This window comes from Brachybacterium massiliense (assembly GCF_900184245.1).
Taxonomy (GTDB): domain Bacteria; phylum Actinomycetota; class Actinomycetes; order Actinomycetales; family Dermabacteraceae; genus Brachybacterium; species Brachybacterium massiliense.
In genome coordinates, this window is record NZ_FXXB01000003.1 from 1 (window position 1) to 14,009 (window position 14,009).

At 69.7% G+C, this 14,009-nt stretch carries 11 protein-coding genes and 1 pseudogene; 10 read left to right on the forward strand and 2 right to left on the reverse strand.

Annotated elements, in window-relative coordinates:
- Positions 1-1,374: MFS transporter (locus BN4251_RS00335; RefSeq protein ID WP_245810130.1), on the forward strand; the 1,374-nt coding region annotated here is incomplete at its 5' end.
- A 120-nt stretch (positions 1,375-1,494) separates the two neighbouring features.
- Here BN4251_RS00335 and pgi read toward each other — a convergent pair.
- Entirely contained in the window at positions 1,495-3,189 is a 1,695-nt protein-coding gene (gene pgi / locus BN4251_RS00340) for a glucose-6-phosphate isomerase (RefSeq protein ID WP_087483196.1), read from the reverse strand.
- A 245-nt stretch (positions 3,190-3,434) separates the two neighbouring features.
- Between pgi and BN4251_RS00345 the strand changes: the two are divergent.
- The 7 genes and pseudogenes from BN4251_RS00345 (at position 3,435) to BN4251_RS00375 (ending at position 12,160) form a co-directional block, all read left to right on the forward strand.
- Positions 3,435-5,087: pseudogene (locus BN4251_RS00345) on the forward strand (peptide ABC transporter substrate-binding protein).
- 121 nt (positions 5,088-5,208) lie between these two features.
- Positions 5,209-6,138, forward strand: coding sequence for an ABC transporter permease (locus tag BN4251_RS00350; RefSeq protein ID WP_087483197.1), 930 nt, complete (start codon positions 5,209-5,211; stop codon positions 6,136-6,138).
- The gene (locus tag BN4251_RS00355; RefSeq protein WP_087483198.1) at positions 6,128-7,084 is read left to right on the forward strand and encodes an ABC transporter permease; all 957 of its coding nucleotides are present in this window, start codon (positions 6,128-6,130) and stop codon (positions 7,082-7,084) included. The genes BN4251_RS00350 and BN4251_RS00355 overlap by 11 nt, the downstream gene beginning before the upstream one ends.
- Positions 7,081-8,958 carry a dipeptide ABC transporter ATP-binding protein gene (locus BN4251_RS00360; protein ID WP_087483199.1) on the forward strand — a complete coding sequence of 626 codons (1,878 nt, stop codon included), beginning with the start codon at positions 7,081-7,083 and terminating at the stop codon, positions 8,956-8,958. The genes BN4251_RS00355 and BN4251_RS00360 overlap by 4 nt, the downstream gene beginning before the upstream one ends.
- 239 nt (positions 8,959-9,197) lie before the next feature.
- Positions 9,198-11,120 (forward strand): translational GTPase TypA, encoded by a 1,923-nt coding sequence (gene typA / locus BN4251_RS00365; protein WP_087483200.1) that lies wholly within the window; start codon positions 9,198-9,200, stop codon positions 11,118-11,120.
- Positions 11,121-11,124: 4 nt separating this feature from the next.
- Positions 11,125-11,574, forward strand: a complete 450-nt coding sequence (locus BN4251_RS00370) for a hypothetical protein (RefSeq protein ID WP_245810131.1) — start codon at positions 11,125-11,127, stop codon at positions 11,572-11,574.
- Between the two features lie 4 nt (positions 11,575-11,578).
- Complete coding sequence (locus BN4251_RS00375; protein ID WP_087483201.1) at positions 11,579-12,160, forward strand: CDP-alcohol phosphatidyltransferase family protein; 582 nt, start codon at positions 11,579-11,581, stop codon at positions 12,158-12,160.
- Here BN4251_RS00375 and BN4251_RS00380 read toward each other — a convergent pair.
- Positions 12,099-12,371 (reverse strand): putative acetyltransferase, encoded by a 273-nt coding sequence (locus tag BN4251_RS00380; protein WP_087483202.1) that lies wholly within the window; start codon positions 12,369-12,371, stop codon positions 12,099-12,101. The genes BN4251_RS00375 and BN4251_RS00380 overlap by 62 nt on opposite strands.
- A gap of 127 nt (positions 12,372-12,498) precedes the next feature.
- Between BN4251_RS00380 and fdxA the strand changes: the two genes are divergently transcribed.
- Positions 12,499-12,828: a ferredoxin gene (gene fdxA, locus BN4251_RS00385; RefSeq protein WP_087483203.1), complete on the forward strand. Its 330-nt coding sequence runs from the start codon at positions 12,499-12,501 to the stop codon at positions 12,826-12,828.
- A 9-nt stretch (positions 12,829-12,837) separates the two neighbouring features.
- A complete protein-coding gene (dapC, locus tag BN4251_RS00390) occupies positions 12,838-13,992 on the forward strand; it encodes a succinyldiaminopimelate transaminase (RefSeq protein WP_170931757.1) in 1,155 nt (384 codons plus the stop codon).
- Positions 13,993-14,009: the final 17 nt, after the last annotated feature.

Genomic DNA, 14,009 nt, shown 5'->3' on the forward strand with positions numbered 1-14,009 from the left:
GCTCAGGCGCCCGCCGCCGCCCCCGCCAACACCCGCGGACGCGTCATCACCGCCTCGATGGTCGGCACGACGATCGAGTTCTTCGATTTCTACGCCTACGCCACTGCGGCCTCGCTGGTCTTCCCGGCTCTGTTCTTCCCCACACAGACCGCCGCGAACCAGCTGCTGAGCTCCTTCGCCGTCTTCGGCGTCGCCTTCGTCGCCCGGCCCCTGGGCTCGCTGATCTTCGGTCACTACGGCGATCGCATCGGCCGCAAGACCACCCTCGTGGCCAGCCTGCTGGTGATGGGCATCGCGACCTTCCTGATCGGCGTGCTGCCCACCGCCTCCACCCCGGGCTTCGAGATCATCGCCCCCTCGATCCTGGTGCTGCTGCGCTTCTGCCAGGGCATCGGCCTGGGCGGGGAATGGTCCGGCGCGGCGCTGCTGGCCACCGAGAACGCCCCGCCCGGCAAGCGGGCGCTGTACGGCACCTTCCCGCAGCTGGGCGCCCCGCTCGGCTTCATCCTCTCCAACGTGCTGTTCGTGATCCTCAGCCTGCAGCTGACCGAGGAGCAGTTCATGTCCTGGGGCTGGCGGGTGCCCTTCCTGCTCTCCGCCGCCTTGGTCGTGGTGGGGCTGTGGGTGCGCCTGAAGCTCATGGAGAGCCCGGCGTTCCAGAAGGTGCTCGACGAGGAGCGGGTCGCTGCGGTGCCGATCGCGCGCGTGTTCCGCACCGCCTGGAAGCCGCTGGTCTTGGCGACCATCGCGATGGTCGCGACCTACGTGCTGTTCTATCTGATGACGGCCTTCCTCATGGTCGTCGGCACCACCGCGGCCGACGAGGCCTCCGCCCGCGCCGCCGCCGAGGCGGCCGGCAAACCGTTCGACGCCGCGGGCTTCGCGCCGGGTCTCGGCTACGAGCGCCCGCAGTTCCTCACCATGCTGATCATCGGCGTGGTCTTCTTCGGCATCTTCACCCTGGTCTCCGGGCCGCTCGCGGACCGCATGGGCCGGCGGAAGCTGCTGCTCGGCGTCACCGCCGCGATCGGCGCGTTCGGGCTCGTGCTCGAGCCGCTGATGCAGGGCGGGACGGTCGGCGTGATGGCCGCGCTGATCCTCGGTTTCACCCTGATGGGCCTGACCTTCGGCCCGATGGCCGCGTTCCTGCCGGAGATGTTCCAGGCCGACGTGCGCTACACCGGCAGCGCCGTCAGCTACAACATGGCCTCCGTGATCGGTGCCGCCCCCGCTCCCTACGCGATGATCGCGCTGTGGCAGGCGATGGACGGCGCGCTCTGGCTGGTGGGCGGCTACCTTCTCCTGGCCGCCGTGATCACGATCGTCGCGCTGGTGATCGGCAAGGAGACTCGCGAGGTCGACTACCTGGCCTGATCGACGTGCTGCGACGCCGCCTCACAGCGCACTCTCAGCGCAACAGCCTGCTGGCGAACCGGATCCGATGGAAATGTGGTTCGCCAGCAGGCTGTTCGTTGGTTGACGGCCGCGGCGGGCTCAGCCCTCTCGGTGGGCGAGGTAGTAGCGGATCAGGCTCTCGGTCGAGGAGTCCTCGCCCGAGATCGCGGCCTCATCGCCCGCGACGGCGCCGGCCAGATCCTTCGCGAGCTGCTTGCCGAGCTCCACGCCCCACTGATCGAAGGAGTTGATGCCCCACACCACGCCCTGCACGAAGGTGATGTGCTCGTACAGCGCGATCAGCTGACCCAGCACCGAGGCGGTCAGCTTCGGCGCCATGATCGAGGTGGTGGGACGGTCACCGGAGAACTCGCGGGCCGCGACCAGCGGACCCTCGGTGCCCTCGGCGCGGACCTCGTCGGCGGTCTTGCCGAAGGCGAGCGCCTTGGTCTGCGCGAAGAAGTTCGCCAGGAACAGCTCGTGGACGTCCTGGTCGCCGTCGGCCAGCGCGTGGTTCGGGGTCGCGAAGGCGATGAAGTCCGCCGGGATCACCCGGTTGCCCTGATGGATCAGCTGGTAGAAGGCGTGCTGACCGTTGGTGCCGGGCTCGCCCCAGAACACCTCGCCGGTCTCGGTGGTCGCGAGCGAGCCGTCCCAGCGCACCGCCTTGCCGTTGGACTCCATCGTGAGCTGCTGAAGGTAGGCGGGGAAGCGGTGGAGGTACTGCGAGTAGGGCAGGACGGCGTGGGTCTCCGCCTCGAGGAAGTTCACGTTCCAGATGTTCAGCATGCCCATCAGCAGCGGCACGTTCTGGGCCGCGGGGGCGGTGCGGAAGTGCTCGTCCATCGCGTGGAAGCCGCCCAGCAGCTCCTCGAAGACGTCCGGTCCCAGCACCGTCGCGAGCACCGTGCCGATCGCGGAGTCCACCGAGTAGCGGCCTCCCACCCAGTCCCAGAACCCGAAGGTGTTGGCGGGATCGATGCCGAAGGCCTCGACCTTGTCCAGTGCGGTGGAGACGGCCACGAAGTGCTTGGCCACGGCCTCCTTCTCCTGCTCGGAGGTCAGGCCCGCGTTCTCCCGCAGCGCGCCCAGCAGCCACTGCCGCACCAGGCGTGCATTGGTGAGGGTCTCGAGGGTGGTGAAGGTCTTCGAGGCGACGATCACCAGCGTGGTCTCGGGGTCGAGGTCGCGTGTGGTGGCGTAGGCGTCGGTGGGGTCGATGTTCGAGATGAAGCGGGCCTCGAGGCCGTCCTGGGCCAGGGGCTTCAGCGCCTCGTAGACCATCACGGGGCCCAGGTCGCTGCCGCCGATGCCGATGTTGACCACGGTCTCGATCCGCTTGCCGGTCACGCCGGTCCACTCGCCCGAGCGCATCTTGTCCGCGAACTCGTAGACACGGTGCAGGGTGCCGCGCACGTCCTCGTCGATGTTCTGGCCGTCGACCGTGAGGGAGGGGGAGGAGCCCGCCGGGCGGCGCAGTGCGGTGTGGAGCACTGCGCGGTCCTCGGTGGTGTTGATGTGGGCGCCGGTGAACATCGCATCGCGGCGCTCCTCGACCCCCACCTCACGGGCCAGCCGCAGCAGCAGCTCGGAGGTCTCGGGGGTGATGAGGTTCTTGGAGAGGTCCACGTGGAGCTCTGCGGCGGTGTGGGTGAAGCGCTCGGCGCGCTGCGGGTCCTCATCGAACCATTCGCGCAGGGAGCCGTCGAGGTCGAGGTGGTGTGCCTCGAGCTCGGCCCAGGCGTCGGTCGAGGTGGGATCGATGGGGGCGTCGGGTGAGATCGAAGCAGTCATACGGCCATTGAACACCTCTTGTCGAGATCGTGGCGATTCCGCCGCCGTGGCGGGCACGGCGCGCCGTCGGACGCCGTCGCTCGGGCGTCTCTCGGACGGACCGGAACGCTCTGACCTGCGGGGTGAATGCGCCGAGACCTAAGCGTTACCGACAGGTGGATTGCAGTTGACACAGAAGGGTGCACACTGGGTCGGTGCCGCACAACGATCGTGCGGTGCTCGAACCCTCACCCTCAGGAGTCCCCATGGCCTTCTCACGCCGATCCATGATGCTCGGCACCGCCGCAGGCGGAGCAGCACTGACCCTCGCCGCCTGCGGAGGCGGCGACGACGGAGGCAGCGGCGGCGGCAGCGGTGGCGGCGGCGGCACCGGCGAGCCGATCTACGCGAACACCACCGAGCCCGAGAACCCCCTGATCCCCACGAACACGGGTGAGGTGGGCGGCGGCCGCATCGTCACCATGATCTTCGCCGGGCTCGTGTACTACGCGGCGGACGGCACCGCCGAGAACGACATCGCCGAGTCCATCGAGTCCGAGGACAACCAGAACTGGACCATCACCATCCGGGAGGGGCTGACCTACTCCGACGGCTCGACCCCGATCACCGCCGAGGACTTCGTCAACGCCTGGAACTTCGGGGCCAACGCCGCCAACGCACAGCTGGGCCAGTACTTCTTCGAGCCGATCGAGGGCTATGACGAGCTCTCCGCCGAGGGTGTCGCCGAGGACGCGACCCTGACCGGCCTCGAGGTCGTGGACGAGCGCACCTTCACCGTGCGCCTGATCTCGCCCCAGTCCGACTTCCCGACCCGCCTGGGCTACTCGGCCTACATGCCGCTGCCGCCCTCGGCCTTCGACGACATCGAGGCCTACGGCGAGATGCCGCTGGCCAACGGTCCCTACAAGCTCGAGACCTGGACCCACGACCAGGAGCTCGTGCTCGTGCCCAACGAGTCCTACGACGGCCCACGCGCCCCGCAGAACTCCGGCATCACCTTCACGGTCTACCAGGACCCCGAGACGATGTACCTGGACCTGCAGTCCAACCAGGTCGACGTGGTCGACTAGCTGCCGGGCTCGGCGCTGCAGACCTTCGAGTCGGATCTGGGCGAGCGCGCGGTCAACGCCCCCGGCGCCGTCTTCCAGTCGATGACGCTGCCGGGCTACGACCCGAACTTCGAGGGCGAGGCCGGTGCGCTGCGCCGCCAGGCCCTCTCCCGGGCGATCGACCGCCAGTCGATCTGCGACAACCTGTTCTTCGGCACCCGCACCCCGGCCACCGACTTCGTCTCCCCGGTGATCCCCGGTGGCGGTGCGACCGACATCCCCGGCGCGGAGGTGCTCGAGTTCGACGAGGCCGAGGCGACGCGCCTGTGGGAGGAGGCCGAGGCCATCAAGCCCTTCGAGGGCCCGCTGACCCTCGCCTACAACTCCGACGGCCCCCACGCCGACTGGGTCGAGGCGGTCTGCAACTCGCTGACCAACGTGCTGGGCATCGAGGCGAAGCCCACCCCGTTCGCGGCCTTCGGCGAGATGCGCGAGCAGATCCGCAACCGTGAGCTCGACGGCACCTGGCGCTCGGGCTGGCAGGCGGACTACCCCTCGGCCTACAACTTCCTCGGGCCGCTCTACGGCACCGCGGCGGCCGACGGCAAGGGCAGCAACGACGGCGACTACAAGAACCCCGAGTTCGATCAGCTCCTGGCAGACGGCCTCGCCGCCGAGACCGAGGAGGACGCGATCGCGCTGTGGAAGGAGGCGGAGGCGCTGCTGATGCGGGACCTGCCGGTCCTGCCGCTGTGGTACCAGAACACCATCGGCGGCTACTCCGAGCTGGTCTCCGATGTGGAGTACGGCTGGGACACCGTGCCGCTGTACCACCTGATCACCAAGTGATCCGCTGACATACCCTGCGACAGCGGGAATCGGCCCCGCCCGATTCCCGCTGTCGCACGCCTGGCACCGCCAGGCTGCCCCGGGCCCCACGGCCCCTCCTCCCACCGCGAAAGGGATCGACGTGATCTGGTACATCGGGCGGCGCCTGCTGCAGATGATCCCCGTCTTCCTCGGCGCCACCCTGATCGTCTACCTGATGGCGTTCTACACCTCGGGTGACCCGATCCTCGCCCTGGCCGGCGACAAGCCGATCTCCCCGGCTGTCGAGCAGCAGCTGCGCGAGCAGTACAACCTGGACCAGCCGGTGCTGGTGCAGTGGCTGCTGTACCTCAAGAGCGTGCTGACCTTCGATCTCGGCGTCGGCTTCAACGGCCGCCCGATCTGGGACCAGATCGCCGCCGCCTTCCCCACCACCTTCCGGCTCGCGATCATCGCCGTCGTGGTCGAGGCGTTCTTCGGCATCATCGCCGGCGTGATCTCGGGCCTGCGCAAGGGCCAGCTGATCGACACCACGTTGCTGATGCTCTCGCTGCTGCTGATCGCGACCCCCACCTTCGTGCTCGGCTTCCTCGCCCAGTTCGTCTTCGGACTGCAGCTGGGGATCTCGCCGATCAACGTGGGCCGCGACCCCTCCTGGATGAACCTGCTGCTGCCGGGCTTCGTGCTGGGCGGCGTCTCCTTCGCCTATGTGCTGCGCCTGACCCGCACCTCCATCGCCGAGACCGCGACCGCCGATCATGTGCGCACCGCGACCGCGAAGGGCCTCTCCCGGCAGGGCGTGGTCGGCAAGCACATCCTGCGCAACTCCCTGATCCCCGTGGTCACCTTCATCGGCGCGGACCTGGGCGCCCTGATGGGCGGTGCGATCGTCACCGAGCGGGTGTTCAACATCCCCGGCATCGGCACTCTGCTGATCACCTCGATCATCTCCGGGGAAGCGCCGATGATCGTCTCCCTCGTGACGCTCCTGGTGATCATCTTCCTGCTGTCCAACCTCGTCGTGGATGTGCTCTACGGCGTGCTCGACCCGAGGATCCGCTATGCCAAGTGATGCCATCCCCTCCCGCCGCCCGAGGTCGGAGCACTGGGTCGCCCCGCTGGAGGAGACCCCGCTGCAGGCCGTCGACGCCGCCGACACCACCACCGCGCCGCGCTCCCTGTGGGGCGACGCCCTGCACAACCTGATCCGCAACCCGATCTTCGTGATCTCGGCGCTGCTGATCCTGTTCGTGCTGTTCGTCGCGGCCTTCCCGCAGGTGTTCACCTCGCAGGATCCGCGCTTCGGCGATCTGTCCCGCGCGAACCAGCCGCCCGGGTCCGAGCACCCCTTCGGCACCTCCCGCCAGGGCTACGACATCATGGCCCGCACCTTCTGGGGTGCGCGCACCTCCGTGGTGATCGGGTTCTTCGCGATGATCGGCTCCACCCTCATCGGCGGCGTGATCGGTGCGCTCGCCGGCTACCTCGGCGGCTGGTTCGACGAGGTCATCTCCCGTGTGACCGACATCTTCTTCGCGGTCCCGCTGATCCTCGGCGCGATCGTGGTGTGGACCCGACTGGGCGAGATGAACGTCGTGACCGTGGTGCTGGTGCTGAGCGTGTTCGGCTGGACCAACATCGCGCGCATCATGCGCGGCTCGGTGATCTCCACCAAGAGTCAGGACTTCGTGACCTCCTCCGTCGCGCTCGGCGCCTCGCGCTCTTCCGTGCTGCTCAAGCACGTGATCCCCAATGCGATCGCCCCCGTGATCGTCACCGCCACCGTGAACCTCGGCGTGTTCATCGTCGCCGAGGCGACCCTGTCGTTCCTCGGCGTGGGCCTGCCCACCAGCTCCGTGTCCTGGGGAGGGGACATCTCCGATGCCCGGGACGCGCTGCGCACCCAGCCGTCGATGCTGTTCTACCCGTCCGTGGCCCTCGCGATCACCGTGCTGAGCTTCATCATGCTCGGCGACGCGGTGCGCGATGCCCTGGACCCGAAGGCGAGGAAGCGATGACCACCACCGCCACCACCCCGGAGCCGGCCGGCTCCACCGCCGGTCCTGCCCAGCCGCTGCTGGAGATCCGCGATCTCGAGATCACCTTCACCACCTCGAGCGGGCTGGTGAAGGGCGTGCGCAGCGCCAGCCTCGAGGTGTACCCCGGGGAGACCGTCGCGATCGTCGGCGAATCCGGCTCCGGGAAGTCCACCACCGCGATGGCGATCGCCCACCTGCTGGCCAAGAACGGCTCGATCACCGGCGGGCAGATCCTCTTCGAGGGCCGCGACATCACCCACGTCTCCGAGAAGGAGATCCGGGTGCTGCGCGGCGACCAGGTGGGTCTGGTCCCGCAGGACCCGATGAGCAACCTCAACCCCATGTGGCGCGTGGGCTCCCAGATCCAGGAGACCCTCGCCGCGAACGGCATCGCCAAGGGCGCCGAGGCGCGCACCCGCACGGTGCAGCTGCTCGAGGAGGCCGGACTCGCCGACGCCGAGCGGCGCGCCCAGCAGTACCCGCACGAGTTCTCCGGCGGCATGAAGCAGCGCGCCCTGATCGCGATGGGACTGGCCGCACGGCCCAAGCTGCTGGTCGCCGACGAGCCCACCAGCGCCCTGGACGTCACCGTCCAGCAGCAGATCCTCGACCATCTCGACACCCTCACCGAGGAGCTCGGCGTCGCGGTGCTGCTGATCACCCACGACCTCGGCCTGGCCGCCGAGCGGGCCCAGCACCTGGTGGTGATGTACAAGGGTCAGGTCGTCGAGTCCGGGCCAGCGCGCGAGCTGCTGCAGAACCCGCAGCACCCCTACACCCGGCGCCTGATCAGCGCAGCGCCCTCGCTCGCCTCCAGGCGCCTGGTCTCCGCCGCCAGGCGGGCCGAGGTGCGCGAACGCGCGCGGGAGCACGCGCACGAGGAGCATCCCGTCTCCGCCGACGGCGACCGGTCGCCTGCGGAGGGCGCGACCTCCGACGCGGTGATCCAGGTCCAGAACCTCTCCAAGTCCTTCCCGATCCGCGGCAGCGTGCCCTGGCGCTCCACCCCGTTCCTCGCGGTGGACGACGTCTCCTTCGAGATCGAGCGCGGCACCACCACCGCGATCGTGGGGGAGTCCGGCTCGGGCAAGTCGACCGTCGCCCAGATGATGCTGCGCCTGCTCGAGCCGACCTCGGGCCGGGTGCTCTTCGAGGGCAAGGACGTCACCACCTACTCGGGCCAGGCGCTGAAGACGCTGCGCCGACGCGTGCAGCCGATCTTCCAGAACCCCTACGGCACGCTGGACCCGATGTACTCGATCTTCCGCACGATCGAGGAGCCGCTGCGCCTGCACGGCATCGGTGACGCGAAGAGCCGAGAGACGAAGGTGCGGGACCTGCTGGACAAGGTCGCGCTGCCGTCGGAGATGATGCGCCGCTACCCCAACGAGCTCTCCGGGGGCCAGCGCCAGCGCGTCGCGATCGCCCGCGCCCTCGCCCTGGACCCGGAGGTCGTGATCTGCGACGAGGCGGTCTCCGCGCTCGACGTGCTGGTCCAGGCCCAGGTGCTCGAGCTGCTCAACGACCTGCAGGGCGAGCTGGGGCTGTCCTATCTCTTCATCACCCACGACCTCGCAGTGGTCCGTCAGATCGCGGACAGCACCCTGGTGATGGAGAAGGGGAAGGTCGTCGAGCAGGGCACCACCGATGAGGTGTTCCACTCCCCACAGCAGGACTACACCAAGCGCCTGCTCGCCGCGATCCCCGGCGGGTCGATCCCGCTCGCGGGCGCGGAGATGATCGAGGTGGACGCCCCCGAGGTCGCACCGGAGGACGAGCAGACCGACGCCACCGGCCCCGGCTCCGAGGACGAGGGACCGATCGACCCGTTCGCGAGCGCCGGACACGTCTGAGCGAGGCGCCGCCATCGGCCCTCCTGTACGAGCGCCCCACCGCCGTCGGTGGGGCGCTCGTGCGTTTGCGGCGCGAGTCCTCCCGCCGGGAGCGCGTCGAAGGTCTCACCCGCCGACCTCTGGCGGGGGAGCCGCAGGCGGATAGACTCACCTGGGCCCTGGAGCGGGTCGCACTCGCTGTGCGACCGGGCGCTGCTCGGTCCTCGCCCCGCCGCGCAACCTGAAACGAGCACCTGCGTATGACCATCCAGCACCGCAACGATCTGCGTAACGTCGCCATCGTCGCCCACGTCGACCACGGCAAGACCACCCTGGTCGACGCCATGCTCACGCAGGGAGGCGCCTTCGGCGACCGTGACAAGCACGATGAGCGGGCGATGGACTCGGGTGAGCTGGAGCGCGAGAAGGGCATCACCATCCTCGCCAAGAACACCGCCATCCGGTACACCGGCCCCTCGGCCGCCGCGATCGGCGAGCCCGACGGCATCACCATCAACGTCATCGACACCCCCGGCCACGCCGACTTCGGCGGCGAGGTCGAGCGCGGTCTGTCGATGGTCGACGGCGTGGTGCTGCTGGTGGACTCCTCCGAGGGCCCCCTGCCGCAGACCCGCTTCGTGCTGCGCAAGGCGCTCGCGGCGAAGCTGCCCGTGATCCTCGTGGTCAACAAGGTCGACCGTCCCGATGCGCGCATCGAGGCCGTCGTGGGCGAGGCCACCGACCTGCTGCTGGGCCTGGCCTCGGACCTCGCCGAGGAGATCGAGGACATCGACCTGGACGCCGTGCTCGACGTGCCCGTCGTCTACGCCTCGGGCAAGGCCGGCCGCGCGACCACCACCCAGCCCGCCGACGGCACCCTCCCGGAGGAGGAGACGGTCGAGGCGCTGTTCAAGACCATTCTCGAGCAGATCCCGGCGCCGTCCTTCGACGACGAGATGCCGCTCCAGGCCCACGTCACCAACCTCGATGCCTCCCCGTTCCTGGGCCGTCTGGCGCTGCTGCGTATCAAGAACGGCGAGCTGTCCAAGGGCCAGCAGGTCGCCTGGTGCACCCAGGACGGCACCACCAAGCAGGTCAAGATCACCGAGCTGCTGGAGACCAAGGGCCTCTCGCGCGAGCCGATGACCCGCGCCGCGCTGCCCGGCGACATCGTCGCGGTCGCCGGCATCCCCGAGATCATGATCGGCGAGACCCTCGCGGACCTCAACGATCCCCGCCCGCTGCCCCTGATCGAGATCGACGACCCGGCGATCTCCATGACCATCGGCATCAACACCTCCCCTCTCGCGGGCAAGAACGGCAAGGGCCACAAGCTCACCGCCCGCCAGGTCAAGGACCGCCTGGACTCCGAGCTGGTCGGCAACGTCTCGCTCAAGGTGCTGCCCACCGAGCGCCCCGACGCCTGGGAGGTGCAGGGCCGCGGCGAGCTCGCCCTGTCGATCCTGGTCGAGCAGATGCGCCGCGAGGGCTTCGAGCTCACCGTCGGCAAGCCGAAGGTGCTCACCCGCGAGATCGACGGCAAGGTCCACGAGCCCGTCGAGCGGATGACCATCGATGTGCCCGAGGAGTACCTCGGCACCGTCACCCAGCTGATGGCCTCGCGCAAGGGCCGCATGGAGACCATGAGCAACCACGGCTCCGGCTGGGTGCGCATGGAGTTCGTGGTGCCCGCCCGCGGCCTGATCGGCTTCCGCACCCGGTTCATGACCGAGACCCGCGGCAACGGCATCGCCTCCTCCTACTCCGACGGGCACGAGCCGTGGATGGGCGAGATCGAGTTCCGCTCCACCGGCTCCCTGGTCGCCGACCGCGCCGGGAACGTGACCCCCTTCGCGATGATCAACCTCCAGGAGCGCGGCTCCTTCTTCGTCGAGCCCACCTCCGAGGTGTACGCCGGTCAGATCGTGGGGGAGAACTCCCGCAACGAGGACATGGACGTCAACATCACCAAGGAGAAGAAGCTGACGAACATGCGCGCCGCGTCGTCGGACTCCTTCGAGAACCTGGTGCCGCCGCGCCGCCTCACCCTCGAGGAGTCCCTCGAGTTCACCGCCGAGGACGAGTGCGTCGAGGTCACCCCCGAGATCATCCGCATCCGCAAGGTCATCCTGGACGCCACCGAGCGCCGTCGCTCGCAGTCGAAGGCCAAGTCGGGGAAGTGAGTCGGTGAGCACGCAGCAGCGCACCGAGGGGACCGCCCCGCGGATGGACACGGACTCCCTCTCCGCCCGGATCACCCAGGCCGTGATGGCCCTGGTGCTCACGGTCGTCTCGGTGCTGATGCTGGTCACCACCCACCGCTTCGAGGTCGAGCTGCTCGGCGTCGAGATCCCCGCCGGGCTGCTGTTCGGTGCGCTGTTCCAGGTCGTCACCTGCGTGTTCCTGTGGTCCGCCACGGGCTCCCGACTGCCCGTGCTGGTGCTGGGCTGCCTGTGGGGGCTGCTGGCGATGCCCTTCCTCGGCCAGAGCGCCGGGGGAGGGGTGCTGATGCCCGCGATGCTGGGCGAGGTGCCGCAGTACTCGGGCTGGATCGTGCAGGGCCTCGGTGTGGGGATCCCGTTCCTGTTCGCCGGAGCGGTCACGCTGGCGGCGAGGCGCCCGCGCAGGGCACGCTGAGCATATGAGCGCTGCGACGCGACCGGACTGGGCGACGATCCCGAACCTCGTCACCCTGCTGCGCTTCGTGCTGCTGGCACCGGTGTGCGTGCTCCTGCTGGACGGCCCGGACACCCTCGCGGTGGTGCTGCTGTTGGTGTGGGCCTCGACCGACTGGGTCGACGGGCTCCTGGCCCGACTGCTGGATCAGACCAGCCGCACCGGTGCGATCATCGACCCGATCGCCGATCGGGTGGGCCTGGCCGGGATCGTGCTCTCCCTCGCGATCGCGGATCTGCTGTCCTGGGCCGCGCTGGCGATCATCGTGCTGGTGGACCTCGCCATGGCGGTCCTGGCCACCGGGGCCGCCCTCGGCGGGCGGATCTCCGTCTCCTGGCTCGGGAAGGTCCGCACCTTCGTGCTGATGGGCTCGGTGTTCGTGCTGGTCGCCATGGCGGCCTGGATGCCGTCCCTGGTGCCCCTCGCCCAGGTGCTGTTCTGGATCGGGGTGGCGATGCACACCGCCTCCGGCATCGACTACATCCTCAGGGCGCGGCGGGCCCCCGCCCACGCACCGGTGGCGGCGGAACCTCCTTCGCCCCGATGACCAGCACCCGCGGCACCGCCACCTCGCCGCGCCGCGTCATCACCCGCACCACCGATTCGTCGGCCGCGAGGATCGTGCCCAGCGCATCGCTCATCGACTCCCCGTGCGGGGAGCTCTCCCGATCGATCGCGTAGCGCAGCACCACCCGGGTCCCCACCTCGAGGAAGGGTGCCCAGCCGGGCCGCACCCGCTCGCCGTCGCTCTCTCTCATCCCTCGAGGCTACCGGCGCGCGGTGCCTGTGCATCCGATCACCTCCGTGCTCAGCCGCCCCGCCTGGCCGTTCCGGGCGAGGCGGGGATGAGATGATGGGGCGGTCCCCGATGGAAGGAAGCCGCTCATGACGTACGTCATCGCTCTGCCCTGCGTCGACGTCAAGGATCGCGCCTGCGTCGACGAGTGCCCTGTGGACTGCATCTACGAGGGCAACCGGATGCTGTACATCCAGCCCGACGAGTGCGTGGACTGCGGCGCCTGCGAGCCGGTGTGCCCGGTCGAGGCGATCTTCTACGAGGACGACACCCCCGACGTGTGGGCCGAGTACTACAAGGCCAACGTCGAGTTCTTCGACGATCTGGGAGCCCCCGGCGGCGCCGCGAAGATGGGCGTGATCGACAAGGACCACGCGATCATCGAGGCCCTGCCCCCGCAGGCCAACCCCCTGGCCTGAGCCGTGGCCGTGCCCGTCTCCCCGCGCCGGGGCCTCGCCCGGCGCCTGCCCGACTTCCCGTGGGATGCGCTTGCGCCCGCGAAGCAGCGCGCCGCCGCCCACCCCGACGGCATCGCGGACCTCTCCGTGGGCACCCCCGTGGATCCCACCCCCGTCTCCGTGCAGCGCGCCCTCGCCGCGGCGGCGGACAGCCCCGGCTACCCGACCACGATCGGCACCCCGGCGCTGCGTGAGGCGCTGGTGGACTTCGTGCGCCGTCACCGCGCAGCCCCCGAGACGCTCGGCGTCGAGGGCGTGCTGCCCACCGTCGGCTCGAAGGAGCTGGTCGCGCACCTGCCCTTCCAGCTCGGGATCGGGCCGGGGGACGCGGTGGCCTTCCCGCACATCGCCTACCCCACCTATGACATGGGCGCCCGCTTCGTCGGCGCGGAGGCGCTGGCACTGGACATGGCGGAGCTCGCCGCGCACGGCGATGCCGCGCTGCCCGATCCGTCGGCCGCGGACCGCCTGCGCCTGCTGTGGCTGAACTCTCCCTCGAACCCCACCGGCGAGGTGCTCAGCACCGCGCAGCTGGCCGCGATCGTGCGCTGGGCGCGTGAGCGCGGGATCATCGTCGCCTCCGACGAGTGCTACGCGCTGCTGCCCTGGACCGTGGACGAGGTCCCCTCGGTGCTCGATCCGCGCGTCAACGGCGGCTCCCTCGAGGGCCTGCTGACCGTGTACTCGCTGTCCAAGCAGTCCAACCTCGCCGGCTACCGCGCGGCCTTCGTGGCCGGGGACCCCGAGCTGGTGGGCGAGCTGGTGGCCGTGCGCAAGCAGGCCGGGATGATGCTGCCCGGCCCGGTGCAGATCGCGATGACCGCCGCCCTCGGCGATGACGACGCCCCCGCCGCGCAGCGTGAGATCTATCGCGCCCGCCGCGCGATCCTCGAGCCCGCGGTGGATGCCGCCGGAGGGACCGTGCACGGCTCCCAGGCGGGCCTGTACCTCTGGACCACCTTCGGCGAGGACGCGATGATCAGTGTCGGACGCCTCGCGGAGAGCGGTGTCCTGGTGGCACCCGGGATGTTCTATGGTGTCGGTGGCGGATCCTTCGTGAGGGTCGCACTCACTGCGACCGATGAGCGCATCGCCTCCGCCGCCCGGCGCCTCGAGCGCCTCTGAACCCCCGGTGCCCCGCA

Coding starts and splice junctions, on each gene's coding strand:
- fdxA (WP_087483203.1), top strand. CDS start 12,499: ATGACGTACGTCATCGCTCTGCCCTGCGTCGACGTCAAGGATCGCGCC.
- BN4251_RS00355 (WP_087483198.1), top strand. CDS start 6,128: ATGCCAAGTGATGCCATCCCCTCCCGCCGCCCGAGGTCGGAGCACTGG.
- typA (WP_087483200.1), top strand. CDS start 9,198: ATGACCATCCAGCACCGCAACGATCTGCGTAACGTCGCCATCGTCGCC.
- BN4251_RS00380 (WP_087483202.1), bottom strand. CDS start 12,371: ATGAGAGAGAGCGACGGCGAGCGGGTGCGGCCCGGCTGGGCACCCTTC.
- BN4251_RS00360 (WP_087483199.1), top strand. CDS start 7,081: ATGACCACCACCGCCACCACCCCGGAGCCGGCCGGCTCCACCGCCGGT.
- pgi (WP_087483196.1), bottom strand. CDS start 3,189: ATGACTGCTTCGATCTCACCCGACGCCCCCATCGATCCCACCTCGACC.
- BN4251_RS00375 (WP_087483201.1), top strand. CDS start 11,579: ATGAGCGCTGCGACGCGACCGGACTGGGCGACGATCCCGAACCTCGTC.